General features: G+C 35.5%; 22 protein-coding genes. 11 read left to right on the top strand and 11 right to left on the bottom strand.

Translation table 11 applies throughout. The features are described 5' to 3' along the window. Window positions 1-3 precede the first annotated feature (3 nt). Genes CQ022_RS11190 through CQ022_RS11180 form a run of 3 tightly spaced genes read right to left on the bottom strand, consistent with a single transcriptional unit; the run spans window position 4 to window position 4,376 of the window. A complete protein-coding gene (locus tag CQ022_RS11190) occupies window positions 4-1,407 on the bottom strand; it encodes a TolC family protein (RefSeq protein WP_165791607.1) in 1,404 nt (467 codons plus the stop codon). After that, window positions 1,391-2,701 (bottom strand): HlyD family secretion protein, encoded by a 1,311-nt coding sequence (locus tag CQ022_RS11185; RefSeq protein WP_105681464.1) that lies wholly within the window; start codon window positions 2,699-2,701, stop codon window positions 1,391-1,393. Before CQ022_RS11185 ends, CQ022_RS11190 begins: the two co-directional genes overlap by 17 nt. 1 nt (window position 2,702) lies before the next feature. Continuing rightward, complete coding sequence (locus CQ022_RS11180; protein WP_105681463.1) at window positions 2,703-4,376, bottom strand: peptidase domain-containing ABC transporter; 1,674 nt, start codon at window positions 4,374-4,376, stop codon at window positions 2,703-2,705. 457 nt (window positions 4,377-4,833) lie between these two features. On the opposite strand from CQ022_RS11180, the gene sucC reads away from it, so the two are divergent. After that, a complete protein-coding gene (gene sucC / locus CQ022_RS11175) occupies window positions 4,834-6,024 on the top strand; it encodes an ADP-forming succinate--CoA ligase subunit beta (RefSeq protein ID WP_047386334.1) in 1,191 nt (396 codons plus the stop codon). Window positions 6,025-6,114: 90 nt separating this feature from the next. Here the strand turns inward: sucC and CQ022_RS11170 are convergent, their stop codons facing one another. Then, window positions 6,115-6,462: a hypothetical protein gene (locus tag CQ022_RS11170; RefSeq protein ID WP_123864423.1), complete on the bottom strand. Its 348-nt coding sequence runs from the start codon at window positions 6,460-6,462 to the stop codon at window positions 6,115-6,117. A gap of 64 nt (window positions 6,463-6,526) precedes the next feature. On the opposite strand from CQ022_RS11170, the gene CQ022_RS22740 reads away from it, so the two are divergent. Next, entirely contained in the window at window positions 6,527-6,715 is a 189-nt protein-coding gene (locus CQ022_RS22740) for a hypothetical protein (protein ID WP_123864422.1), read from the top strand. Between the two features lie 105 nt (window positions 6,716-6,820). Here the strand turns inward: CQ022_RS22740 and CQ022_RS11165 are convergent, their stop codons facing one another. Beyond that, the gene (locus CQ022_RS11165) at window positions 6,821-7,705 is read right to left on the bottom strand and encodes a mechanosensitive ion channel family protein (RefSeq protein WP_105681461.1); all 885 of its coding nucleotides are present in this window, start codon (window positions 7,703-7,705) and stop codon (window positions 6,821-6,823) included. A 94-nt stretch (window positions 7,706-7,799) separates the two neighbouring features. Between CQ022_RS11165 and CQ022_RS11160 the strand changes: the two genes are divergently transcribed. Continuing rightward, window positions 7,800-8,435, top strand: coding sequence for a peroxiredoxin (locus tag CQ022_RS11160; protein ID WP_105681460.1), 636 nt, complete (start codon window positions 7,800-7,802; stop codon window positions 8,433-8,435). Between the two features lie 104 nt (window positions 8,436-8,539). Here CQ022_RS11160 and CQ022_RS11155 read toward each other — a convergent pair whose 3' ends face one another. The 3 genes from CQ022_RS11155 to CQ022_RS11145 all read right to left on the bottom strand — a co-directional run bounded on the left by CQ022_RS11155 (window position 8,540) and on the right by CQ022_RS11145 (window position 12,299). Then, a complete protein-coding gene (locus CQ022_RS11155) occupies window positions 8,540-9,133 on the bottom strand; it encodes a hypothetical protein (protein ID WP_105681459.1) in 594 nt (197 codons plus the stop codon). Between the two features lie 268 nt (window positions 9,134-9,401). Beyond that, the gene (locus CQ022_RS11150) at window positions 9,402-9,917 is read right to left on the bottom strand and encodes a hypothetical protein (RefSeq protein WP_105681458.1); all 516 of its coding nucleotides are present in this window, start codon (window positions 9,915-9,917) and stop codon (window positions 9,402-9,404) included. A 96-nt stretch (window positions 9,918-10,013) separates the two neighbouring features. Further along, the gene (locus CQ022_RS11145; RefSeq protein ID WP_105681457.1) at window positions 10,014-12,299 is read right to left on the bottom strand and encodes a TonB-dependent siderophore receptor; all 2,286 of its coding nucleotides are present in this window, start codon (window positions 12,297-12,299) and stop codon (window positions 10,014-10,016) included. 181 nt (window positions 12,300-12,480) lie between these two features. Between CQ022_RS11145 and CQ022_RS11140 the strand changes: the two genes are divergently transcribed. Beyond that, window positions 12,481-13,536, top strand: a complete 1,056-nt coding sequence (locus CQ022_RS11140; RefSeq protein ID WP_105681814.1) for a Gfo/Idh/MocA family oxidoreductase — start codon at window positions 12,481-12,483, stop codon at window positions 13,534-13,536. A gap of 150 nt (window positions 13,537-13,686) precedes the next feature. Here the strand turns inward: CQ022_RS11140 and CQ022_RS11135 are convergent, their stop codons facing one another. After that, window positions 13,687-15,579: an ABC-F family ATP-binding cassette domain-containing protein gene (locus CQ022_RS11135; protein WP_105681456.1), complete on the bottom strand. Its 1,893-nt coding sequence runs from the start codon at window positions 15,577-15,579 to the stop codon at window positions 13,687-13,689. 211 nt (window positions 15,580-15,790) lie between these two features. Here CQ022_RS11135 and CQ022_RS11130 point away from each other — a divergent pair, with 211 nt between their 5' ends. Beyond that, a complete protein-coding gene (locus CQ022_RS11130) occupies window positions 15,791-16,303 on the top strand; it encodes a 5' nucleotidase, NT5C type (protein WP_105681455.1) in 513 nt (170 codons plus the stop codon). A gap of 99 nt (window positions 16,304-16,402) precedes the next feature. Here the strand turns inward: CQ022_RS11130 and CQ022_RS11125 are convergent, their stop codons facing one another. After that, entirely contained in the window at window positions 16,403-17,266 is an 864-nt protein-coding gene (locus CQ022_RS11125) for a glycoside hydrolase family 25 protein (protein ID WP_105681454.1), read from the bottom strand. A 66-nt stretch (window positions 17,267-17,332) separates the two neighbouring features. Here CQ022_RS11125 and CQ022_RS11120 point away from each other — a divergent pair, with 66 nt between their 5' ends. From CQ022_RS11120 to deoC, 5 genes are all read left to right on the top strand, one after another. Continuing rightward, the gene (locus CQ022_RS11120; RefSeq protein WP_105681453.1) at window positions 17,333-18,595 is read left to right on the top strand and encodes an NAD(P)/FAD-dependent oxidoreductase; all 1,263 of its coding nucleotides are present in this window, start codon (window positions 17,333-17,335) and stop codon (window positions 18,593-18,595) included. Then, window positions 18,592-19,263: a tRNA (guanosine(37)-N1)-methyltransferase TrmD gene (trmD, locus tag CQ022_RS11115; RefSeq protein ID WP_105681452.1), complete on the top strand. Its 672-nt coding sequence runs from the start codon at window positions 18,592-18,594 to the stop codon at window positions 19,261-19,263. The genes CQ022_RS11120 and trmD overlap by 4 nt, the downstream gene beginning before the upstream one ends. A gap of 380 nt (window positions 19,264-19,643) precedes the next feature. Next, entirely contained in the window at window positions 19,644-20,579 is a 936-nt protein-coding gene (locus CQ022_RS11110) for an endonuclease/exonuclease/phosphatase family protein (RefSeq protein WP_105681451.1), read from the top strand. A 27-nt stretch (window positions 20,580-20,606) separates the two neighbouring features. Further along, a complete protein-coding gene (locus tag CQ022_RS11105) occupies window positions 20,607-21,077 on the top strand; it encodes an Lrp/AsnC ligand binding domain-containing protein (protein ID WP_002976659.1) in 471 nt (156 codons plus the stop codon). Between the two features lie 4 nt (window positions 21,078-21,081). Further along, entirely contained in the window at window positions 21,082-21,825 is a 744-nt protein-coding gene (gene deoC / locus CQ022_RS11100; protein ID WP_105681450.1) for a deoxyribose-phosphate aldolase, read from the top strand. A gap of 51 nt (window positions 21,826-21,876) precedes the next feature. Here deoC and dusB read toward each other — a convergent pair whose 3' ends face one another. Next, the gene (dusB, locus tag CQ022_RS11095) at window positions 21,877-22,872 is read right to left on the bottom strand and encodes a tRNA dihydrouridine synthase DusB (RefSeq protein WP_105681449.1); all 996 of its coding nucleotides are present in this window, start codon (window positions 22,870-22,872) and stop codon (window positions 21,877-21,879) included. A 198-nt stretch (window positions 22,873-23,070) separates the two neighbouring features. Between dusB and CQ022_RS11090 the strand changes: the two genes are divergently transcribed. After that, window positions 23,071-25,041, top strand: coding sequence for a T9SS type A sorting domain-containing protein (locus CQ022_RS11090; RefSeq protein ID WP_105681448.1), 1,971 nt, complete (start codon window positions 23,071-23,073; stop codon window positions 25,039-25,041). Window positions 25,042-25,063 lie beyond the last annotated feature (22 nt).

Raw genomic sequence — 25,063 nt, 5'->3', positions numbered from 1 at the left:
TTTTTATAGCGTGAAATTTTCTTTCATCCATTTAAGTTTATTGTAGCTTTTTAGGAATTTTGTCCTTACAGAAATAAATTTTTCTTGAGCATCAATCATTTTATTTTCCCTCGAATTGATCAGGAAAAGTGAGCTTTCCCCATTGCTGTATTTTGTTTCTTCTGCGGTAAGAAGCTTTTGGTAGTTGACAAAATTATTTTGTGAAAGAGAGATTTGTATCTGATAATTGGTGAGTTCATTTTTATACGTTTCAATTTTGATATCAAGTTCTCTTTTTTTGAGTTGAGTATCAAAACTGTTCTGTTCTATTTTCATTTTTGCCATCTGATAATTGGCTTTGGCTTCTCTTTGAAATACTGGAATTTCAAGCTTTAATCCATATTGAAAATTATTGTCAAAAAGAGGCAGATAATCTGACGGGTAATTTTCTTTATTGAAGAAGTTATACATAAAATCAAGTTTAGGAAGAAAACTCTGCCATTTCAATCTGCGTTCACTTTCCAGAATATAATGTTTCTGGTTGTAATAGAGTATGGATAAATGGTTATTGACCTCTTTATTCCTAAATTCCCGAAGAAGAAATTCAAAGTCAGAATAAGCAGAGTGATCGGAAAGATTGTCTCCAGGATAGATTAGCTGTGTGATTTCGTAAATCTCCCGGTTATCTTTCCATAAAAAAAGTTGAAGCTGCTGAGTACTTTTTATAAAATTTAAATAAGCCTCCTTTTGCTTAAGCTCAAAACTTTGAAGTTGTGACTGGGCTTCAACAGTATCTATAGCTGCTCTTTCTCCATATTCAAAAGTTTTTTTGATGAGGTGTAAACGTTTTCGGTTAATTTCAACTGCTTTTGCCTGTAATTGGTAAATTTCAAAATTCTGAACCCATTCCCAATAAGTGTTTTCGGCCTCTAAAAGAAGTTCATTGGTTAAAACACTTTGTTCGGCCTCTGTCATTTTTAAAGCAAATTTTGCCTGATCCAGCATTGCTCTCCGTTTATCATACAAAAGATTTTTAGCCAATGGAACAGAGATTCCAAAACTGTATAATCCTCCTTTTGTATCACTGGAATTGAGTTTTTCACCTTCCAGATGATTGTATCCTGCGGTAATATCAATGCCATACCATGTAGGGATTCCAAGCTCCAAATTTTTCTGTCGGTAATATGGTGTTCCATCAATATTTTTTTCTCCAAGTTTTCCACTCAAAACAGGATCAAAACCACCTCTTGCCCTGGTGATTTCCGAATGGGCAATTTTATTCTGAAGTTGATATTTCATGGCCAATGGATGATAATTTTTGACAATTGAAATAAATTCCTGTGCGGAAAGAGTGAGAGAATCCTGGGCTGTACCATACTGAAAAAAGAAAAATATCAGTATAAAAAGAGCTTTATTTTGTTTTTTCATACCCTTTAGATTCATTTTTTACTTCATAATAATCAGGCGGAAAGCCATTGATATTTCTCCACAGTTCATACCAGATAGGAACATCATTAAGAATGGCAATTCCCTGTACACCTCCTCCCATTTTAATTTTTGGAGGCCATCTTTTTTCATTTTTATCCTCAATGACCAATGCTTTAAAAAGACCATTTGCATTGATATTGCTTTCCACGGCAACCACCTTGCCGGCGAATGTTCCGTAGCTGGAGTTAGGCCATCCCGAGAATACAATGGCAGGAAACCCGTCAAAGATGCACATCACACGCTGTCCTTCTTTCACAAGCGGAAGGTCTACAGGTTTTATAAAAATCTCAACTGCATAATCTACTGCTGTGGGAACAATCGTCCCAATATTTTCACCGTCTTTCAAAACTTCGCCAATTCCTGTTTTGTTAAGCTGTACAATCTGACCGTCCTGTGATGCAATAATAAAATATAATCCCTGTCTTGCTTTGTAATTGGCTACTTGATTTTCCAGCTTGGCAATTTCACCATCGCTGCCTTCAATCTGCCCCATGTTTTGAAAACGGTCTCCTTCTATTTTACTGAGTTTCTCTGTGTAATCCTGAATCACAGAATTTTGCTCAATACCTGTATTAATAATTTCCTGACGGGTTTGGGCTACTTTATTTTCTGATGATGTTTTCTTAGCAATAGCATTTTGGTAAGAAATATTTCTCTGCTGAAACTGGGTAAGAGAAACCAAACCTTCGTCATACATTTTTTTCTGTCGTGCAAACTGATCTTCAGAAAGCTTAAGTTCATTAGTGGCAGCAGTTAGTTCAGCTTCTTCACCGGTAAGTTTATTATTAAGCTGGCTTATTTTTATTTTGAGCTGATTCAGTTTTAAGTTTCTGGCTGAATGTAAGGCTTCAAGCTGGGTTTTCACTGTTCCTACTTTGGCTTCATAGAAATTTCTTACTCCTTTTTTAGCATTTACCTGTTCCTGCGTTCTCTGTACCAAAAGTGGATCTAAATAATCATCTTTGATTTCTGAAAGTTGCAGTAAAGTATCTCCTTTTTTTACATAATCTCCGTTCTTGACATACCATTTGATGATTTTTCCCGGTATAGGAGAATGAAGCTGCTGTGGGCGCTGTTCCTGATAAAGAGAAGTTACATTTCCTTTTACTTTTATATTCTGTGTCCAGGGAAGGAATAAGGTAATGATACCGCCTATGAATATAAACAGAAACCACCTTTTTACCCGTGACTTTTTATGAATATGATAGATATTGTCAAATGACTGTAATTTCATTTTACTGATTATTTTGATATATTTTTAATGTTCCTCCTTCCAGATGAAAATGCTGATCGGCATATTGTAGCAGTTCTGTATCCTGAGAAACAATAATAATAGTTGTGTTTTCTTTGATTTTCTGAAGATATTTTATCATTTTGTCCTGATATTCTTCACGGATTCCTGCAAAAGGATTTTCCAGAATGATAAGTTTTTTGTCACCGAGCAGAGCACGAAGCATCAGTATTTTTTTCTTTGAACTGAATGTGATTTCAGGGTCAGTTTCACTTACCTCTGTAAAGAAACCACTGCTGAACATACTTGAAATATTTTCTATACCAATATTTTCAGAAAGCTCAAGGATATCTTCTGTATGGCTCTGGCTGCTTCCCAATATGATATTTTCTTTAACTGTTCCCTGGATTATCTTCATATTTTCAAGGTAAAGCCCAACATTATTTCTCCAGTGTTTTTTCTCAATATTTTTTAATGGAATTTTGTCAATCAGAATGGTTCCCGAACTGGGCTCGAAGAATCCTGTGATCATATTGAGCAGAAGGGTTTTTCCCGCTCCCAGTTTTCCTGTTAGAATGTTCAGACTATTTTCTTTAATTTTGAAATTAAGGTCAGAAAGAATGGGAGCATTATCATTAAACGAAAAGCTTACATTTTTAAATTCAATTTCTGTCCCTTTTTCTTTCTGAGATAATGTGATTTCTCCGTTGGGCTCCTCTTTTAGTTCAGTGATTTTAGAAAGCTTGGCAAAAGATGCAATCAAATCATAATAACTTTCAAGGCTTACAATGAGTTTTTCTACTGCAGACATGATGCTTAGAACAACTATTTCTGTAGCGATGAAAGCTCCGATATTCAGTTTTTGATTAATCAGAAGATAGGTTCCAATGGCCAGCATTGCTAAAGTAATGATGACTTTAAAAGCAATAATTGTTTTATACTGAAAAACCAATACCTTAAAGTGAGATGTTCTGTGTTTAAGATATTCTATTACTCTTTCATCGGTTCCTTTTAAATGAGAATCATCTTCAGAATGCATTTTAAAAGTTTTTACAGAACCGGCAATATCTTCTATCCAGGCTGCTGTATCGTATTTTTTGTTGCTCTCTTCAATACTGGATTTGATTCCGCTTTCCATCGTGTATCTGAAAATGATTACGACGGAAAGAATCACCAGAGCTCCGAATGCTAAAAACCAAAGATGATAAAAAGAGAGCAAAAGAATTCCAAAAACAATCTGTATTAAGGCAGTGGGAATTTCCAGTAATATTTTTGAAATTCCTTTCTGAAGATTCTGAATATCAAAGAATCGGTTGACTAGTTCCGGAAGGTAGTATTTTCTCGTGTAGGAAAGATCTGCTTTGGGGATTTTGTCTGCTATGGCAATGGAAAATTCTACAAATATTTTCTGCTGTATCTTTTCAATTATCTGGATTACTTTTAATCTGAAATATCCGGCAAGCCAGGTTCCTACTACAACAAAAAAGATGAGAATGTAAATGGATGTTGTCATGGTAGCTCCCATCACAAAGCTTACGATAGACTGTATTCCTAAAGGTACACTCAGCAGTACTAAACCATTCAGAATGGCATAAAAATAAATATTGGTAACATCTTTTTTTTCTTTTGTAATGTAGCGGATGAGCCTTTTTCCTTGTTCATTAGCTGGTATTTCCATTTTTCTTCTTTAGTAAAAGGTTAACTGTTTTTTGAGTTGTGAATTTTCCTTTGAATATTACCTGTCGTCTCTGGAAATAGCCTTTGTTTTCCAGGAAATTAATAAGGATATGGTGATAAATTTTTTCTGAAATAAAAGCTTTTACCCGGATTGAATTTCATCTGAAAATTCATGTAATAGGTGCCCTTTATTTCCGGGCTTCAAAGATAATAGATGGAATTTGTTAATATTCTTATCTACATTAGAATGACATTAAAATGTCATTAGAATATGATCGTGAGATTTAGTTTTTTTATGATCATTATCATATTATTCATAGATTCACCGCCTTGAATCTGACAAGATCACTAATAAACTTATAGAATGAGTTAAAAGTTCTATAATTTTCTTTTTAACCTTATTCATTTTTAGTAAATTTGTCAACCTTTAAATATTAAAATAAAATAATAAAAATAATATGAATCTTCACGAGTATCAATCAAAAGAGATTTTATCAAAGTATGGAGTAGCTATCCAACGTGGTTTCGTTGCAAACAACGTAGAAGAAGCTGTAGCAGCTGCTGAAAAATTGACTGCTGAAACCGGAGCACAGGCTTGGGTTGTAAAAGCACAGATTCACGCAGGTGGTCGTGGTAAAGGTGGGGGTGTTAAGTTTTCTCCAAACATGGATAAACTTAAAGAAAACGCTCAGAATATCATCGGAATGCAGTTGGTAACTCCACAAACTTCTGCTGAAGGTAAAAAAGTACACTCTGTTTTGGTTGCAGAAGATGTTTATTATCCTGGAGAATCTGAAACTAAAGAATTTTATGTTTCTATTCTTTTAGATAGAGCTGAAGGAAAAAATACAATCGTATATTCTACTGAAGGTGGTATGGATATTGAGCACGTTGCAGAAGTAACTCCTCATTTGATCCACAACGAATTGATTGACCCAGCAATCGGTCTTCAAGGATTCCAGGCTAGAAAAATTGCTTTCAACCTAGGTCTTGAAGGTAATGCATTCAAAGAATTTGTGAAATTTATTTCATCTCTTTACAATGCATATACAGGAATTGATGCTTCTCTTTTCGAAATCAACCCGGTATTAAAAACTTCTGATAACAAGATTATCGCTGTAGATGCTAAAGTAACTTTAGATGACAACTCATTGTTCCGTCACAAAGATTTAGCTGAGCTTAGAGATACAAGAGAAGAAGATCCAATGGATGTAGAAGCTGGTGAAGCTGGTCTTAACTTCGTAAAGCTAGATGGTAACGTTGCTTGTATGGTAAACGGAGCTGGTCTTGCAATGGCAACTATGGATATCATCAAATTATCAGGTGGTAACCCGGCAAACTTCCTTGACGTAGGTGGTACTGCAGATGCTCAGAGAGTGCAGACTGCTTTCGGAATTATCTTAAGAGATCCAAACGTAAAAGCAATCTTGATCAACATCTTCGGAGGTATCGTAAGATGTGACAGAGTTGCTCAGGGTGTTGTAGATGCTTACAAAGCTATGGGTAGCCTTCCGGTTCCATTGATCGTAAGATTACAGGGAACTAACGCTGTAGAAGCTAAAAAATTAATTGACGAGTCTGGTCTTCCGGTACACTCTGCAATTACTTTAGAAGAAGCTGCAAACAAAGTAAAAGAAGTTTTAGCTTAATCTAAAATTTTCAAATAAATAAAAACCGTTCCTTTTTGGAGCGGTTTTTTTATTATTATTTTTGAGTGGTAATCGTTGAATTAACGGGATTTATTTCCTGAATTCTCCCAGCTGGTAAAGATCCAGAACATTGGGTGCAATTTTTAAATCCGGCCTGAAAATCAATATTCCTTTCACAAAATTTTTGAGTAACAAATTTCCATTGGTAATAACGGTGTCAATATTTAAATTGACAGTCTTCCGGGTAGCTTTTTTTAATTCAGGCTCAAAGAAATAGATACATAAACCAGGAGCAGATTCATCATACTCTGTTAATAATACATCATATTGATCAGTTTCCGGATTAGGATGAAGTTCAGCATAGGTTATGGAATGTACAATGTTTCGGTTGCAGTAATGGTGAATTCCTTTTTCATCAACAATAATATGAGTGGTCATATTTTTTTTGTTTTTTTGAAAGAGCATCCAGACACAAAAACATAGGATTGCTATAAAAAGGGCAATGAGAACAATTTTTATTTCTCCTGAGATTTCTTTTGCATTAAATACCAATATAGCCATTATGATAATGGATAAAGGAGTCATAATTAAAAACGCTATGCCAACCACTTTTATCAATAAAGTAAGCCTTTTTGAAGTTTTTGATTCAATAGGGTGGAATGAACGGGATTGTGATGGCATTGTTTTATAGATTAAGATCTTTACTAAAAATAAGAAATTATACGGTAATAAGCTGAATATAAAACGGTTATAATACGTAATCTAATTCGATCAGTAAGCCAGAATATAAAAGCATTTATTTATCATGATTTTCAGGAGGAAGGGATTCCCCATTGGTAATGCTGATACTGGTTGGTGTCACCAACTGAACTTTGTCCAAATCAAAACGTTCTTTAATTCCTAAATAGGCCTTACTTCTTATTTGAGCAAGGTTGGCTCCTACTTTTATCCAGAATTTTACCTGCAGGTTAAATGCCCCTTGTTTAAGATCGGTAAAGATCACCTCTATAGTATCTAACTTATCCACATTATCAAGGTTTTTAATCACATCGAGAATTCCTTTCTGTGCTTTGCTGATATCTTCATCAGCGGGAATTTCAAAATTTAAAATAATCCTGCGTTGTGGGGAAGCGGTAATATTATAAAACGGAGCATTGAAGACAACCTGATTGGGAATGTAGGCTTTCTTTCCATCATCAGTAAGCAGTTTTGTAGTTAAAAATCCAATTTCCTGTACCGTTCCGGAGTGTGCTCCAATCGTGATATAATCTCCTACTTTATAGGCCTTATCAATGCCAATCAGCATTCCGGAGAAAATACTTGACACAAGATCCTTCAGCGCTACCCCTGCAATAACCCCTGCAACTCCTAAACTTCCGATAAATTTCCAAAGAAAACCACTGAAACCCATTATTTCCAGAGCAATAAATGTTCCCATCAGCATAATCAGGAATCTGAATACACTGATTAAGGTGACTAATGAACTCTCTTTTTGGCTTTTCGGGAAGAATTGGTGGAATAATTTTACGGCTCCTTTGCTTAAATATTTACTGCTAATAAGAAAAAATGTAAATACTAAAATTCCGACAATCAGCTTTGGTGTAAGTTCCGCAAATGTTACATACCAACTTTCCAATACTTTATAAACAAGATCTACATACCTGAGCCCGGTTTTCTCCATGAATAAAATTTTAATTAAAGATATAAATTTTCAACAAAAAATTTGCCAGTTCCAAAAAGTCTACTAAATTTGTAGACTATAAAGAGGAAACATTATGTCAATCAAATTAGGAGATACAGCACCCAACTTTCAGGCAGAATCATCAGTAGGTGATATCAATTTTTATAATTATCTGGGAGATTCCTGGGGAATTCTGTTTTCACATCCTGCAGATTATACACCGGTATGCACTACAGAATTGGGGTATACAGCTAAGCTGCAGTCTGAATTTGATAAAAGAGGCACTAAAGTGATTGCTCTGAGTGTAGATGGAGTAGAGGATCATCAAAACTGGGTGAAAGATATTAATGAGACACAGAATACCCATGTTTTGTTTCCCATTATTGCCGATAAAGACAGAAAGGTTTCGGAGCTGTATGATTTTATTCATCCCAATGCTTCCGCTACGGCTACTGTACGTTCTCTTTTGATTATTGATCCTTCCAAAAAAGTAAGACTGATTATTACCTATCCGGCCTCTACAGGTAGAAATTTTGATGAGATCCTTAGAGTGCTGGATTCTTTACAGTTGGTAGATAATTATAGAGTGGCTACTCCTGTTAACTGGGAAAATGGAGAAGATGTTATTATACCTCCCACCATTTCTACGGAAGAAGCCAGAGAAATTTTTCCAAAAGGGGTAACGGAAATAAAACCGTATTTAAGATATACCCCACAACCGAATACATGATTTATTTGATTTTTTATAGTTTAGTTTTAATTTGTACGAAAATCGCCCCGAAATTTAATTTCGGGGCGATTTCATTTTATAATTATGTATTGTAAATCGATTGATTACTTTACATCATTGATAGCTTGTTTAGCCTTAGAGGTTGGTAAATAAATACTAAATCCTAGGTTAAAAGTAATGTTAGATGTTAAACCTTGATTTCCGAAACCAGTAACACCAGCATATTTTACTAAACCTTCCAGACCGATATTTGGTGTGATAAAGTAAGAGTAACCTGGTCCTGCACCAAAGTCAAGCCCTGTTGTAGAGTTACCTCCTTTGCTGATAGAATACCCACCAACACCTATGTTACCTTCGAAAAACCATCTTCCGTGGTGTAATAAGTTGTCAACACCTTTTTCTCCAGGAGAAAGATAATAACGTCCTAAAGCTCCTACACCATAATCAAATCTTGTACTGGAATCTTTGGAAGATTTGCCAATACCTAAATTTACATATCCCCCAACAGCTACGTTATCTTCGATGAAATAAGCTCCTTTTGGTTGTAGGTTAATTTGGTATCCACCTCCAGTATTTAATCCGAAATTACTTGTAGCTAAGCTACTTCCTACCATCCAATTACCTTTCTGAATCTGAGCGTTTGCAGTTGCTGTTAAGCCTGCTACGGCTAATATCCCTGTTAAAATAAGTTTTTTCATAATTTATTATTTTAATAATTAAATGTTTATTATTCACGAATTATAGAAAAAACAATAAATGTGCCAGACTCTTAATTTTACGTAATTTCTCTAAATAAACGTTAAGGTTTTCAGGAAGATATATTTTGGTTTTTTAACATATTTACTGAGGATTTCGTAATGATAAATAAAATAAAACAAGCGTTTTGAAATGAAAATGATAAAAATAGATATGAGGTCATTAATGCTCAAAACTGCTGTTTTTTCTTTTATCCAGCTTTGATATTATTTAAATAAATAAAAGAATTACAGAAATAATAAGTCCTGCAATGGTAAACTTAATTCCGCGTTTGAATGCTTTTGTCTTAGGATTAAACATCCAGAAACTGGAGATCACGAAAAAGAAAAGAGAAACCCCAAAAAATACGCTTAAAGGCGATATCGCATCTTTAGACTGTGATTTGTGAAGAGAAACCATTTTATCTAATACGAAAGGTAATTCCTTTTTTGAGTACTTGGCTTTTCCGGTAGCACTGTCATAAGTTCCCTGTTTGAAATAAAGAACACTTCCTTCCGTTTTTTCCACTTCAAGACCTTTCATCTTCAGTTCTTTTTTGAGTTCTTTTTCTGAAAGATGAGCTGCGATGTTTTTTTCATATTTCTTTTCGCTTTTCAGAAAATCAGTGTCTCTGTACACCAGAAGGATTCCACTTAATGAATATACAGCCATAATTCCGGCAAGGAAATATCCCAGATAGCGGTGGGTAATTCTCATGAAGCTTCTTGTGTCTTTAATCTTATCCATATCTTATTGTTTTGTTTTTGTTTTAAAATTTCAAAAGTGGAAACTGCAAAAATGCAACTTCCACTTTTAATGTAAGAATTATTATATAAAAGAATTCTAGAGTCTGTATGTTAATGTGAAATAGTAGTTTCTAGGGGTGATAGGATTCACTGAATAGTTCTCATGAACATTGTAGTTTACGACATCAAACAGGTTGCCCACTTTCCCTTGGATTGAGAATTTATTCCACTCGTAGCCTACAGATAAAGAAACTGTTGTATAATCTTTTAGATCAAACATTCTACTTACGTTGTTTCTGCTTGTATTTGTAGATTTTGAATCATTCCATCCAGCGATTCTATCTCCGATATAATAAATTCCGGCACCGATTTTTAACCCTTTTACATAGTTTGTAAATTTATAGAAAACCGAAGCATTCGCTGTTGTAGCCGGTGTTCTTACCAGTCTTTGGTTTTCAACATATCCTTTTTCAGGAGTGTCTGTGTAAACGGAATTGTTATAAGAAAAACCTGCGATTATCGATAAATTTTCTGTAGGATTTCCTGTAATGTCTAGTTCCACACCACGGCTTCTCATATTTCCTGCAAATTCTTTAAGATTGGTATCTGTTGAATTTACTGGTGCTCCGTTTGGAGCAGAAGCGAACCAGTAGGTTTGATAGTAATTGTTGTACATGATCTGGTAAGCCGTTAAGTTAACCGCTAAAGCATTGTTCCAGAAATTCTTTTTAACTCCAATCTCGTATTGGTCAACTGTTGAAGGTTTTATGCTTTGTCTTGATAAAGTAGTTAACTGATTTTGAACATCAGTAACAGGTTGGTTGGTATTTACGGTACCAAACTGATCTGAAGTATATCCTGCATTTGACGCAAATGAATTAGTATAAGTTGCAAACACCGAAAGGTTTTCATTTGGAGCATACACCAAACCTACTTTTGGAGAAAATGCATTGTCAGAGGTTGAAGAATTTGCTACTTCAATTTTATCATTTAATGTAAAACGAGTGGTCAGTGTAGGCATGTTTTCGATATAAGACCATCTTAAACCTGCAATCACTTTCAGTTGCTTTGTTAAGCTGATAAAATCTTGTGCATAGATCCCAATTCTTCTTGTATTGATTCTATTTCTTGTACTAAGAGTAGAATTTGGCATATCAATACTTCCCCATGTTGAAGGATCATCTAAATAGAGAAGGTTTTTAGGCGCTGTAATATTATAAGCATAAGCATCTGCCTGGCTATAATCAGCATCTGAACCAATTAAAACTTTATGGTTGATGCTTCCTGTATTGAATTCACCATTGATATTTACTTGTGCAGAAGTATAATTTTGTTCGTTGTAAGTTCTACCAAAAGGTCTTTTCCAGGATAATCTGTTAGGATCTACAGTTGCATCTTTAGTTTCATATATCCATTGTACTCTTTCAGAAGAAAAATAATCTTTAGTATAGTTTTGGTAAGAAGCAGTAGCGTTCAAAGACCATCTTTCGTTAAACTGATGATTAAAGGTTACATTCGTAGAAGCTTGCTGTACATTTTGATATTGCCAGTCGGTTCCGAAGAAAGTATTTCTGGAAACAGCATCATTCAATCTGTAGCTTTGGTCTTTCTCAGTAATAGATCCAATCCCGAAATCCGGAGTAAAATTATTTTTAAGATAATCTGCCTCAACAATTAATTGAGACTTATCACTTAAATTAAATAAAAATGAAGGGTTGAAGTAGTACTTCTCTGATTCTACAACATCTCTGAAGCTTTCGGCATGCTCATACGCTCCATTTATTCTGAATGCAACGTTTTTAGATAAAGGTCCATAGATATCAACAGTTGGTTTGTAAGAATTCCAGCTTCCTCCATTTAATCCGATGCTTCCACCAAAATTGAATTTAGGTTTTTTGGTAATCATATTGATAACACCACCTGCTGCTGTATTACCAAAAAGCATGGCATTGGCTCCCTTTAAAACTTCTACTCTTTCCAGACCACTTACTTCAGGGAAAACACCGCTATTTATTCTTGAACCATTTTTAAAAATGTTATCATTTCCTAAAATGAAACCACGTCCCCCGAAGCTGTCCTGAGAATTTCCTCTGGATGAAGTGATATACAGACCGTTTACATTCTGAAGAACATCACTTAGCTGTTTTGCCTGCTGCTGCTCAATAATTTCATGGGTAACAATAGCAATTGGCTGTGGATTTTCCATTACCGTCAGATTTGACTTTGTCGATAATGCTCTTGCCTGGTTAGGATTTCCTGTTTTGTGAAGATTAATATCCTCAATGGTCTGAGTTCTGATGGTGTCTGCTTCCGCATTTTTCATCTGTGAACTCGCTGAAACAGCGATGAATAGAAGACCTAAAGAAAGTAGTTGTCTTTTCATTTTATTTTTATGTAGAACAGTTTTAAATAAGGCGCAAATGTAAGTATTTGTTTAGAATAGATAAAAATAATTTTATGATTTAAATCATATGGTAAAAGGGGGGAAGATGGATTATTTCTATACCTCTTTTAAACTGGGAAAAAGCGTATTTTTTATGAATATATTTGTTAAAAATTTTAATATGCAATTGGTAAAAGCAGGGCTTTGTGCCTTTGGAATGAGCGGAAAAGTATTCCATGCTCCCTTTTTAAAGGAACATCCGGGATTTTTTATGTCTGCCGTGGTAGAAAGAAGTAAGGAAGAGTCAAAAGAAAAATATCCGGAAGCAACCATTTACCGTTCTGTGGAGGAAATGCTTCAGCAGGCAGATGTAGAGTTGGTGATTATCAATACTCCTGTTCAGACCCATTATGAATACGCGAAAAAAGCGTTGGAGGCCGGGAAAAGTATTATTGTGGAAAAACCTTTTACAGTAAATGTTTCTGAGGCTGAAGAACTGGTTCAATTGGCTGATGAAAAAGGATTGTTCCTAAGTGTATATCAAAACCGAAGATTCGACCGTGATTTTTTACAGGTTCAAAAGGTTCTAGCTGATGGAAAACTAGGAAATATAAAAGAAACAGAGATCCGTTTTGACAGATTTCGTACGACTCCAAGCGGAAAACAGCATAAAGAAAGTCCTGAACAGCTAGGCTCAGGATCACTTCACGATTTGGGAGCACATCTGGTAGATCAGGCTGTACTGTATTTTGGGTATCCTGAAAAGCTTTTTGCAGATGTATTTTCGATGAAAGGAAGCGAATTTGCGAATGACTATTTTGAAATTCTGTTATTCTACAAAAATGATCTGAGAGTGAGATTGAAAACATCGGTTTTCAGTAAAGAAGGTCATTATGCTTATACCATTCATGGGGATCGAGGAACTTTCCTGCAGGAAAGAACTGATAACCAGGAAAACGAATTGGTAGCAGGCGCTATTCCTGTATATGGAAAAGAATGGACGCAGCCTTTGAAAGAATCTGATGGAATATTGAATTTCCTGAATGAAAACTCCGAAACAGAAAGAATTCTAACTTCAACTGAAGCCGGAAACTACATGGATTATTATCAGCAGATCTATGAACATATTGTTTTTGGATACGCTTTACCATCTCCGGGAAGAGAAGTTATTCAGAATATGAAAATCATTGATGCTTCCCTGAAAAGCGCAAAAGAAGGGGGAATCATTCAATTATAAATGATGAGTTATGAATTATGAATGAGTCAGAGCGTTTTAGGGTTTAGTGTAAATGAGTTGGAAATCTCTAATCACGACTGCTATCAACCTTGAACTTTAAACTTTGAACCTTGAATTCATTCATAATTCATAATTTTTAATTCATCATTATTAAAGGAGTTCCTGAAGCTCCAGCCATCTCATTTCATGGTTCTCCAGTTTTTCTGAAACAGTTTCCAGTTCTGAAGAAAGTTTGGCTATCTTTTCATAATCAGCTTCATTGTTGAGATTGTCCAGAATTTTGGAGCGCTGTTCTTCCAGTGCAGGCATTTCTTTTTCAATCGTTTCCAGTTCTCTTTGTTCTTTAAAAGTTAGTTTTCTTTTAGAATGGGAAGGCTGAGTACTCTCTGCTGAAGAAACTGCTTCTTTTACAGGCTCAGGTTTTACAGCTGTATTTTTTTCTAATGCTTCCTCGCGGCTTCTTGCTTCTCTGTATTCTGAGAAGTTTCCAACAAAATCTCTGATTTTTCCTTCTCCCTCAAAAGCCAGAACGTGATCTACAATTCTGTCCATAAAATATCTGTCGTGGGAAACGATAATCAAAGATCCCTGGAATTGCTGAAGGAAATTTTCTAAAACCGTCAATGTAGGAAGATCCAGATCATTCGTAGGCTCATCAAAAATCAAAAAGTTAGGATTTTGATACAAAATATACATCAGGTGAAGTCTTCTTTTTTCTCCTCCCGAAAGTTTAGAAATGGGAGAATATTGAGTCTGATCATCAAATAAGAACAATCTTAAAAACTGTGAAGCAGATAAACTTTTTCCGTTAGCTAGCGGATAAAATTCTGCAATTTCCTTGATGAAATCAATGACACGCTCATCCTCTTTATAAGTAAGACCTTTTTGTGAGAAATAACCGAAAGAAATAGTTTCTCCTGTTTCAATTTCACCCTTATCAGCCTTTTCAAGACCCTGAATAATATTTAGCAGGGTAGATTTTCCCGCACCGTTCTTTCCAATGATTCCAACTTTTTCTCCACGCTGAAACTGGTAGCTGAAATCTTTTAACAGAACTTTAGGTCCAAAACTCTTATCAATATTTTTGAGTTCAAGAATTTTATTTCCCAGACGCTTCATTTCAAAATCCAGCTCAAGCCCGTCTTTTCTGGTGTCGGTTTTGGCTACTTTTTCAGTTTCGTAGAAAGCATCGATTCTGCTTTTTGACTTTGTAGTTCTGGCTTTTGGCTGTCTTCGCATCCATTCCAGTTCCTTTCTGTAAAGGTTGTTCGCCTTATCAATCGTAGCATTAAGATTTTCCTCACGAATCATCTTATTCTCAAGATAAGTAGCATACGAACCGTTGTGAAAATAAAGATTCTGATCTTCCATTTCCCAGATTATATCACAAACACTGTCAAGGAAATATCGGTCGTGAGTAACAAGCAATAACGTGATTTTTGCCTTATTCAGATAGTTTTCAAGCCATTCCACCATGTTTACATCCAGGTGGTTGGTAGGTTCATCCATGATAAGAAGAGTGTGTCTGTGCTCGGCTCTTGTCTCTGTTAAAAGTTTAGCCAGCGCTACACGTTTGATCTGTCCTCCGGAAAGAGTTCCCATTTTAGCATCCAGATCAGTAATTTTAAGCTGGGAAAGAATCTGTTTCATTTCATTTTCCAGATCCCATGCTTTATGAACTTCCATATCCGCTAATGCTTTCTCAATAAAATCATGATCTGTGGAATGAAGTGACTGATGATAGTTTTTAAGCGCAAGGATAGGTTCTGAATCAAGAGCCATCATAAATTCTTCAATGCTGAGCTTAGGATCAAAGTCGATTTCCTGGTCAAATAATACTACCTGGATATCTTTGTTGATAATCACAGTTCCGCTGTCTGCAATTTCCTTACCCATTAATATTTTCAGAAGGGTAGATTTTCCACTTCCGTTTTTGGCAACAATAGCTATTTTATCTCCTTCATTAATATGAAAAGAAATGTCTTTAAACAAAACTTTGATGCCGTAAGATTTGGTGAGATTTTCTGCAGAAACGTAATTCATTGGGAATTAATGGTTTGATTTTAATTTTGAATTGAACCGCAAAAATACGAAAATGTAATCTAAAATTTTCCGGAACCTCTTTTATAAGACTCAATATTTATGATTTTTTAATAGACTGTGCCCATTCTTTGAAAAAACTATTCAGTACATTTGATAAGACACAATCTGCAAATTTTTTAAATATTAATAATACAAAAACCTGATTGAATTAATGAAAAAAGTAATTGTCGACATGGACGGGGTAATGGCGGATGTATACCATCAGCTGGTACAATTTGAAAAAAGAGATACAGGAAAAGAAATTGAAATCAGTGATTTGACTGGTAAGCCTGAAATAGAGTCTTTTCCAAACGGGAAAAAACATGTAAATGAAGTAGGTTTTTTCAGAACCTTACCTGTGATGAAAGGAAGCCGTGAGGCAATGGAATATCTGAATAATAAATATGATCTGTATATTGTATCTGCAGGAATGGAATTTCCGAACAGCTTAAGAGAAAAATATGATTGGCTGGCAGAACATTTTCCGTTCATTACATGGGAGCAGATTGTTCTTTGCGGAAGTAAAAAAGTAGTTGCCGGAGATGTTATGATAGATGATTATCCAAAAAATCTGGATCATTTTTCAGGACAGAGATTGATATTTACCCAACCTCATAATGAACTGATAGAAAATGATACTTACGAAAGAGTTCATTCATGGGAAGAGGTTATGGAGATCCTTTAAAATTTAAAACTGGAAGAAGGAAGGTGGAGACTGAAAGTGATCAACATCATTTCATTAACTCCCATCTTCCTGCTTCTAGCTTCCTTTCTTATTTTATTTCTAATCCAGTGTCAGTCTTTTCAACGACCACGAATTACCATTATAAATATCAAGATCCACTTTCGCATTGATCCCATGAACAATTCCGTTTTCTGTAAACTGCCAGAAATCCCACTCATCATCGGGAGAAGGAGACGGAACATCATTGTAATTGGCAAGCCATAAAGGATAGCCTTCAAACTCACCTTTCAGAAAATCTTTATAATAATGATAATAGGTGTAGATGATAGGTTTTTCACCATAGGCTTCTTCTACAATTTTACACCATATTTTCAGATCTTCAATCAGTTTTTTATTGGTTTTACGCTTTGGAATTTTTTCAATATCAAGAATGGGAGGTAGATCTCCACTCTCCAGTTTTACATTTTTTAAAAAATTATTTGCCTGGATCACAGGATCTTCATCGGCTCTGTAAAAATGGTAGGCACCGCGGATGAGATTATGCTTTTTCGCACTTTCCCAGAATTCATCAAAATGCTTATCTGAACTTCGGTTTCCCATGGTGGCGCGCATGACAACATATTCTAACGGGATTGTTTTATTTCCAATACTGAGACTGTCCCATTTGATATCTTCCCGGTTCTGATAATGGGAAACATCAAAGCCATAGGTTTTATCAAGATTGCTGGCCAGGATTCTCTGAATTCTTGCCGCTTCCTTTTCACTGTTGTGAAGTTTTTTATGCTTAAATTTATTAAAGTACAACGCATAATAGTAGCTTACAGACTGTTTTAAATAAAATCCTGTTCCCACCAATGCTACGATTAATATGCCCAATATCACCCATCTTCGGAAAAAATACTTCTTCCGTCTGGATTTATGGACTTGTTTGGCAGTTTTTTTGGTGTACTTTTTTGGTGTCATAAAGTTTTGCAAAACTAACTTTTTTCACTGCTAAATGCTAAAATAAAATCAGTAAATTTGTGTATTATGGAAACACGCGAAAAAATCATCATTATTGGAGGAGGATTTGCGGGGCTGCAGCTTGCAAAAACATTGAATAACAAGAATAAAAAGGTCATTGTTCTCGATCGGATGAACCACCATATGTTTCAGCCGCTTTTTTATCAGGTAGCCTCAGGGAGGATAGAACCTTCCAACATTTCTTTTCCCTTCAGAAAGATTTTTCAGCAGTCCAGAAACACCCAGTTTCGTATGACAGAGGTGAAAGAAATAGATCCTGCCAATCATAAAGTGATTACCGATGAAGCAGAATTTACCTATGATAAACTCATCATTGCAACAGGGTGTAAAACTAATTTTTTCGGAAACAAAGATCTGGAAGGAAAAGCTTTCGGAATGAAAAATACCCAGGAAGCCATCAGCATCAGAAATCATGTTTTGATGACCTTTGAAAAACTGATTATTGAAAAAAGCCGAAGTGATGACGGTAACTGGAACATCGTTATCGTAGGAAGCGGACCAACAGGAGTAGAGTTGGCAGGAGCTTTTGCGGAAATGAAAAAAGACATCCTTCCAAGAGATTATCCTTATATGAACTTTGATCATCTGAAGATTATTCTCGTAAGTTCTACAGAAAAACCACTTGCTGTAATGAGCAGTGAAGCTCAGGAGAAATCCGAAAAATATCTTAAAGATCTTGGGGTCACTTTTATGAGCGGAGAAGTAGTGACAGATTATGACGGAGATAAAGTTCATTTGAAAAGTGGAAAAGAAATTCCTTCCAACAATGTCATCTGGGCAGCCGGAGTTACAGGAAATGTGGTAGGAGGTTTTCCGGAAGACAAATTAGTAAGAAACAGATATATTGTAGATCGATATAATAAAATACAGGGTTACGATAATATTTATGCTATCGGGGATATTGCCTATATGGAAACTCCTAAATATCCACAGGGACATCCTCAGGTAGCCAACGTAGCCATTAATCAGGCAAAAAATTTAGGTAAAAATCTTTTAAAGAAAAGTCGGGAAGAGTGGAAAGAATATGAGTATGATGACAAAGGCTCATTGGCAACGATTGGGAAGCACAGAGCTGTTGTGGATCTGCCATTTATAAAATTCCAGGGATTTCTGGCGTGGTATTTCTGGATGTTTCTCCATTTAATGCTAATTTTGAGCGTTCGAAATAAGCTGGCCATATTCTTCAACTGGATGTGGAGCTATATCAACAAAGATTCTTCTTTAAGATTAATTATTATACCTACTAAGAAAAACGGAACATTACAATGAGAATTGACATAATAAGCGTACTTCCGGAATTGATGGAAAGTCCGTTCAAAACTTCTATTTTGAAAAGAGCGATGGATAAAGGGCTGGTAGAAGTACATTTTCATCAATTGAGAGACTGGGCGATTAATAAGCACAGACAAATTGATGACGAGCCTTACGGAGGCGGAGCAGGAATGGTAATGATGGTGGAGCCACTGGATAAATGTATTTCAGAGCTTAAGTCTCAAAGAAATTATGATGAAGTAATCTACCTGACGCCGGATGGTGTTACTTTGAACCAAAAAATTGCCAATTCACTTTCCATCAAAGAGAATCTGATCTTTCTTTGTGGGCATTACAAAGGAATCGACCAGAGAGTAAGAGATCTTCATATTACCAAAGAAATTTCAATTGGAGATTACGTTCTTACAGGCGGAGAGCTTGCAGCCTGTGTTTTGGCAGATTCAATCATCAGATTGCTTCCTGGCGTTTTAAATGATGAGCAGAGTGCTTTAACAGACAGTTTTCAGGACGATCTTCTTTCACCGCCTATCTATACAAGACCCGAAAGTTATAAAGGTCTGGAGGTTCCCAGAATCCTGTTAAGTGGGAATTCCGGAAAAATTGAAGAATGGCGTCATGATGAAGCAGTAAGAATCACAAAGGAAAAACGCCCCGATTTACTGTAAACAAATTGTCAGAATTTATCTAATTCTGACCTGCGTATTTAATTCCATTTATAATAGGTAAATGGAATAATATTTGTTGTAAGTTTAATAGGTGTGAAAAATATTAATACTTCTGATTTTAAATTGAAAATTTATTTCTGTTATTCCCGATTTTGTATATTATCTCAATTTTGACTAATATACTAAAACTCTCTAATAATTGAAAAATTAATTTATTATCACTGATTTCATTGGTATTTTTTACTATATTTGAAATATTTTCTATGGGGAATTGATTTATTGTTTTAAGGATAAATCGAGGAAATTTGGAAAAAAAACAATAAATTTACATCTTAAAGTAAAAAGAACATAATAAATTAAAAGTATAGAAATTAGTGTAGATGGAGCTGTTCTCTTTTTATAATGTTGAAAATTTATTTTTACCCGATCCGAAACCTGTCCACAAATTAGATCCTACCCGGTCAGGATTAAGGAATTGGGATGAAAAGAGATATAGAAACAAGCTTTTCAAAATCTCTCACGTATTTCAGTTGATGAAGGAGGATAATGATGTATTACCATTTGTAATAGGATTATCTGAAGTTTCCGGAAGGAAAGTTTTGGAAGATCTTGTAGAAATGGAACCCTTTAATTCGGAATATGGAATTGTACATTATAATTCCATGGACGAAAGAAAAGTGGATGTAGCCATGTTATATGATAAAAATAAAGTAGAGGTAATAGATTCAGAAACCATTACTTTCTTTTTTGAAATAGTAAATAAAAACACAGAAAATTACGACACAACCAGAGACGTACTTTTTTCAAAAATTAAATATAAAGGGGAAATTATTAATGTCTTTATCGCCCATCTTCCCTCTAAACGCGAAAAAGATATCAATAAGCCTAAAAGAGCCTTTATATTGAATGAAGTCCGCGAACGGATTATGAAAATAGTGGACGCAGATAAAGAGCACGTTATATTGTGTGGTGATTTTAACGAAAACCCGGATGATGAAAATTTAGTACAGATTCTCTATGACAATGACCATGAGAAGGTTTTAGTGAACCCTTTTCAGCAATTGTTTTCTACAAGAAATTATTCTACTTTTCATTATAAATCTGGATTGTTGTATGATCAGATCATTATGTCAAGATCTTTGCTTGATAATAAGACGCTGGCTTTTCAGGATGCCCATATATTTAATTCTGAAAAAATCCGCAGCAGAACCAGAAATTTTGAAGGACGGCCTTTCCGAACATATGCTGGTACACGGTATTTAGGAGGATATAGCGATCACTTTCCGGTTTTTGTAAAATTTAAAAATTTACATTAAAAAACATAAATAATAAAAAAGTAGAAAATGAAAAATTCGAGCAACACAAGCTACCATTTAGATTCTATTGACAAAGAAATCATCTACATGTTGATGGACAATGCTAAAACATCTTTAGCCCACATTTCAAAAAATGTTGGAATTTCCACAACGGCGGTGCATCAAAGAATCAAAAAACTCGAACATGCAGGAGTTATTGAAAATTCAATATCATTTCTTAACCCTAAGAAAATTGGATATAAGGTGATTTCCTACATCGGGGTATTTCTGGATCAGCCAAGCCATTATCCGGAAGTGGTAAAATCTCTGCATGATATCAATGAAGTAGTGGAGGCCCACTATACTACAGGAAATTATACTATTTTCCTGAAAGTTCTTTGTAAAGACAACGATCATTTAATGCAGATTCTTAGCAAGCTTCAAAAGCTGAAAGGAGTAACAAGAACGGAAACTTTTATATCTTTGGAACAAGGTATTTACAGACAACTGAAAGTATAACGATATGAACATAGCCCAATATTTGGATTCAACTTACCTGAAAACACCAGAACAATCAGGTATTTCCCACGAAGAAACACTTCAAAAAGATAAAGAACTTGCTCAGGAAGCAATAGATAATGGTATTTTTGCCGTGATGATTCGACCGGATTACGTATCTGAGATCAAGAAATATATCCAGGAAAGAAATTCAAATGTTGTAGTAGGAACTGTAATAGGTTTCCACGAAGGAACGTATTCTATTGATGAGAAACTTGCAGAAGCTTCAAAAGCAATAGAAGACGGAGCAGATGAATTGGATTTTGTTATTAATTATACAGCTTATCTACAGGGAAATATAGAACTGGTAAGAGAAGAGTTTGTAAAATGTACAAGATTATCTCTTGAGCATCATAAAATTGCAAAATGGATTATTGAAATCGCGGCATTAACTGATGAACAAATTGCAGATCTTACTAAAAAGATTTCTACCTGGGCAGAAGAGAATTTCTCTGAAAATCAACTGTCGAAAATTTTTGTTAAGTCATCAACAGGATTTTACCAAACTGCCGAAGGAAAGCCTAATGGAGCAACCTTTGAAGGAATCACCATAATGCTCAACAATGCTGGGAAACTTCCTGTAAAAGCAGCTGGAGGAGTAAGAACTCCTGAAGATGCTGAAAAAATGATTACAATGGGAGTTAAAAGAATTGGAACCTCTTCAGCGCTGGGATTAATTAAAAACGAATCTTCATCAGAAGGATATTAATATAATTAGATTCTAAAAATAAAACCATCAGTAAAACTGATGGTTTTATTTTTATAGCTGAGCCTGGTATTCTTCGTAGAATTGTTGGGTCTCTTTGATCAGACTGTTCATTTCTTCCATAGTGAAAACTTCCAGGAATTTTTTTCTAAATTCCTTGAAATGAGGAATCCCTCTGAAATAATTGCTGTAATGCTGTCTCATTTCAACCAATCCCAATCTTTCTCCTTTCCATTCAGCACTCCATTCTGCATGTTGGCGAACAGCCAGTAATCGGTCTGAAATTGTAGGTTCAGGTAAATGTTCTCCTGTTGTAAAGAAATGTTTGATTTCGTTAAATATCCATGGATATCCAATAGCAGCACGCCCAATCATGATGCCGTCACATGCATACTTTTGTTTATATTCTAATGCTTTTTCAGCAGAATCTATATCACCATTTCCAAAAATTGGAATCTCAATATTAGGATTTTGTTTAATTCTTGAAATATGCTCCCAGTCTGCTTCACCCTTATACATCTGAGCACGGGTTCTTGCATGTATCGTAAGAGCTTTGATTCCGGTTTCCTGCAGACGTTCTGCCACTTCATCAATATTAATGCTGGTACTGTCCCATCCTAAACGGGTTTTTACCGTTACAGGCAGGTGAGTAGAGCTTACCACGGCTTTGGTAAGACGAACCATCAGATCAATATCTTTCAGTACACCAGCTCCTGCTCCTTTGCAGACAACTTTTTTTACCGGGCATCCAAAATTAATATCTACAAGATCCGGGTTTACCGTTTCAACAATTCTTGCGGACATAGCCATTGCTTCTTCATCTCCACCAAAAATCTGTATCCCCACTGGTCTTTCATAATCGAAAATATCCAGCTTTTTACGACTCTTGATAGCGTCACGAATTAACCCTTCGGAAGAAATAAATTCCGAATACATTAAATCTGCACCGTGCATTTTACACAAACGTCTGAACGGAGGATCACTTACGTCTTCCATTGGAGCCAGCAAAAGTGGAAATTCCGGCAGTTCTATGTTGCCTATTTTTATCATGGTGCAAATTTACGAAATTCTTAAAAAACAATATTTTTTAAATTAAAATGTGGTATTGTGTTTTGCTTGTGTTGTTTTGTTTAAGGGATTTTATGATATTTTGTTTAATTTTTATTTAATATATTTAACTGATTATCAATGTTTATTGAATTTTATTGATAATTATTTTTTATATTTAGTATAATAAAAATTAGTGTCATGAGAAAAATTCTATTTTGTTTGATGGCAATTTTGGTTTCATCAAATTTTTATTCGCAAGTAAATATTTCTGCTACGGCAGGAACAGCTACAGGAACCTATACTACGTTAAAAGGCGCATTTGATGCTATTAACGCAGGAACACATCAGGGGGCAATTACAATCAGTATCACAGCAAACACAACGGAAACGGCAACAGCCAGTCTGAATGCCAGTGGCGGAGCAACAAGTTATACTTCTGTTGCCATAAAGCCTGCCACAGGAGTTACGGCAACTATTTCCGGGGATATTGCCAGTGCGCCTTTAGTGAGAATACAGGGGAGTAATATTACCCTGGACGGAAGCAATGCAGCTTCAGGAACTACAAGAGATCTTACCCTTACCAACACTTCTACTACAGCACCGCAGGTCCTTACATTCATAGCGGCTTCTGCAGCTGCAGCCAATACTAATATTATGGTTAAAAACCTTAATATTATCAACGGAATGAATAATTCGTCAGCTTTGGTGATGTATGACGGAGCAGCAACACCTACGGGAGGCTTCTTTAACAATGTTACTATTCAGAATAATGCTGTGAAGAAAGCTTATATGGGAATTTATTTATTTGCTGCTACAGCTGCTGGTAATGGAGCTAATACATTGGTTACAGGTAATGATATAAGTGCTTCGGGAGCAGATGCCAACCGTCTTGGAGGAATTTATGTTCAGGGTGCCGATGGAGTAACAGTAAGTAATAATACATTAGGTAACTTTGAAACGACCAATGCTGAAATTAAAAGAGGGATCTGGTTTGCCACAGCAACAGTCAATTCTTCAATTATTTCAAATACCATTACCAATCTTGGGTATACCGGAACGGGTGCGGGAGGAGCTTCCGGCATAACGATCACCTCAGGGAGTACAGGAGCCTCTGCAGTAGCCAATATTATGGTAAGTGGAAATACGATTTCCAATTTTAATTCCAGTGGAACAGGAAGTTTGTTTACAGGTATTTATGCAGGAGGTACATTGACAACCGGAATGACCATTATTAATAATAAAATAAATGGAGTTAAAAACACTAATGTATCAGGGTACGGAGCTCAGGGAATTTATCTGTCCACAACAAGTCTTATCTCCAATACATTAGTGGCCAACAATATCGTCAGTGGTGTCGCCGGATATGGATATGCAACAACAGGAGGAGTAAATGACAATGGAAACGGGATTGTTGTCGCTGCAGGAGGCGGATATAAACTTTATTATAATACCGTTGTCATGAATGTCAGCCAGACTGTTGCAGGAAGACCCTCTGCTTTAAATATTACAAGTGGGGTGACTGGTGCAGGAGGTATTGATATCAGAAACAATCTTTTTGTCAATACCCAGACTCAGGCAGGCGACAGATACGCTATTTATGCGGGAGCTGCCAGTAGTGTTTTTTCTACTATTAATTATAATAATTTCTATTCTTCCGGTACCAATCTTGGGTATATTGGAGGATTGGCAAAAGCTACTCTTGCTGATATCCAGGCGGGATTCGGAGGAAATGTAAACTCATTGAATGTGCTGCCGGTATTCGTATCAGCAACTGATTTCCATTTGTCAGCCACAGGGAATGCAGCTCTTGATAATAAGGGAACTCCGGTAGTTGAAGTAACACTGGATGCAGATGGCAATATAAGAAATGCTTTAACACCAGACCTCGGAAGTTTTGAATTCACAGCAGCTGTATTGGCAGTAAATGAAGCTGCGAAAAAGAATACAGTGAATGTTTATCCGAACCCTGTTGTGGATTACCTATATATCAATAATGACAGTAGAATTAAAGATATTGAAGTGTATAATGTTTCAGGCCAGAGAATTCTCAGCGAAACCATTAACGCTGAAAAAGGCTCTGTAGATTTGAGACGTGCTGCTGCAGGAGTTTATATTTTAAAAGTGAATACAGAAAAAGGATCACAGTCTTTAAAAATTATTAAAAAATAATATATACCCTAATAATAAGAAA

Origin of the sequence: Chryseobacterium culicis (genome assembly GCF_002979755.1) — a bacterium.
GTDB lineage: Bacteria > Bacteroidota > Bacteroidia > Flavobacteriales > Weeksellaceae > Chryseobacterium > Chryseobacterium culicis_A.
Note: the sequence above shows the minus strand (reverse complement) of the source record. Positions and strands in the feature narration are given on the sequence as shown.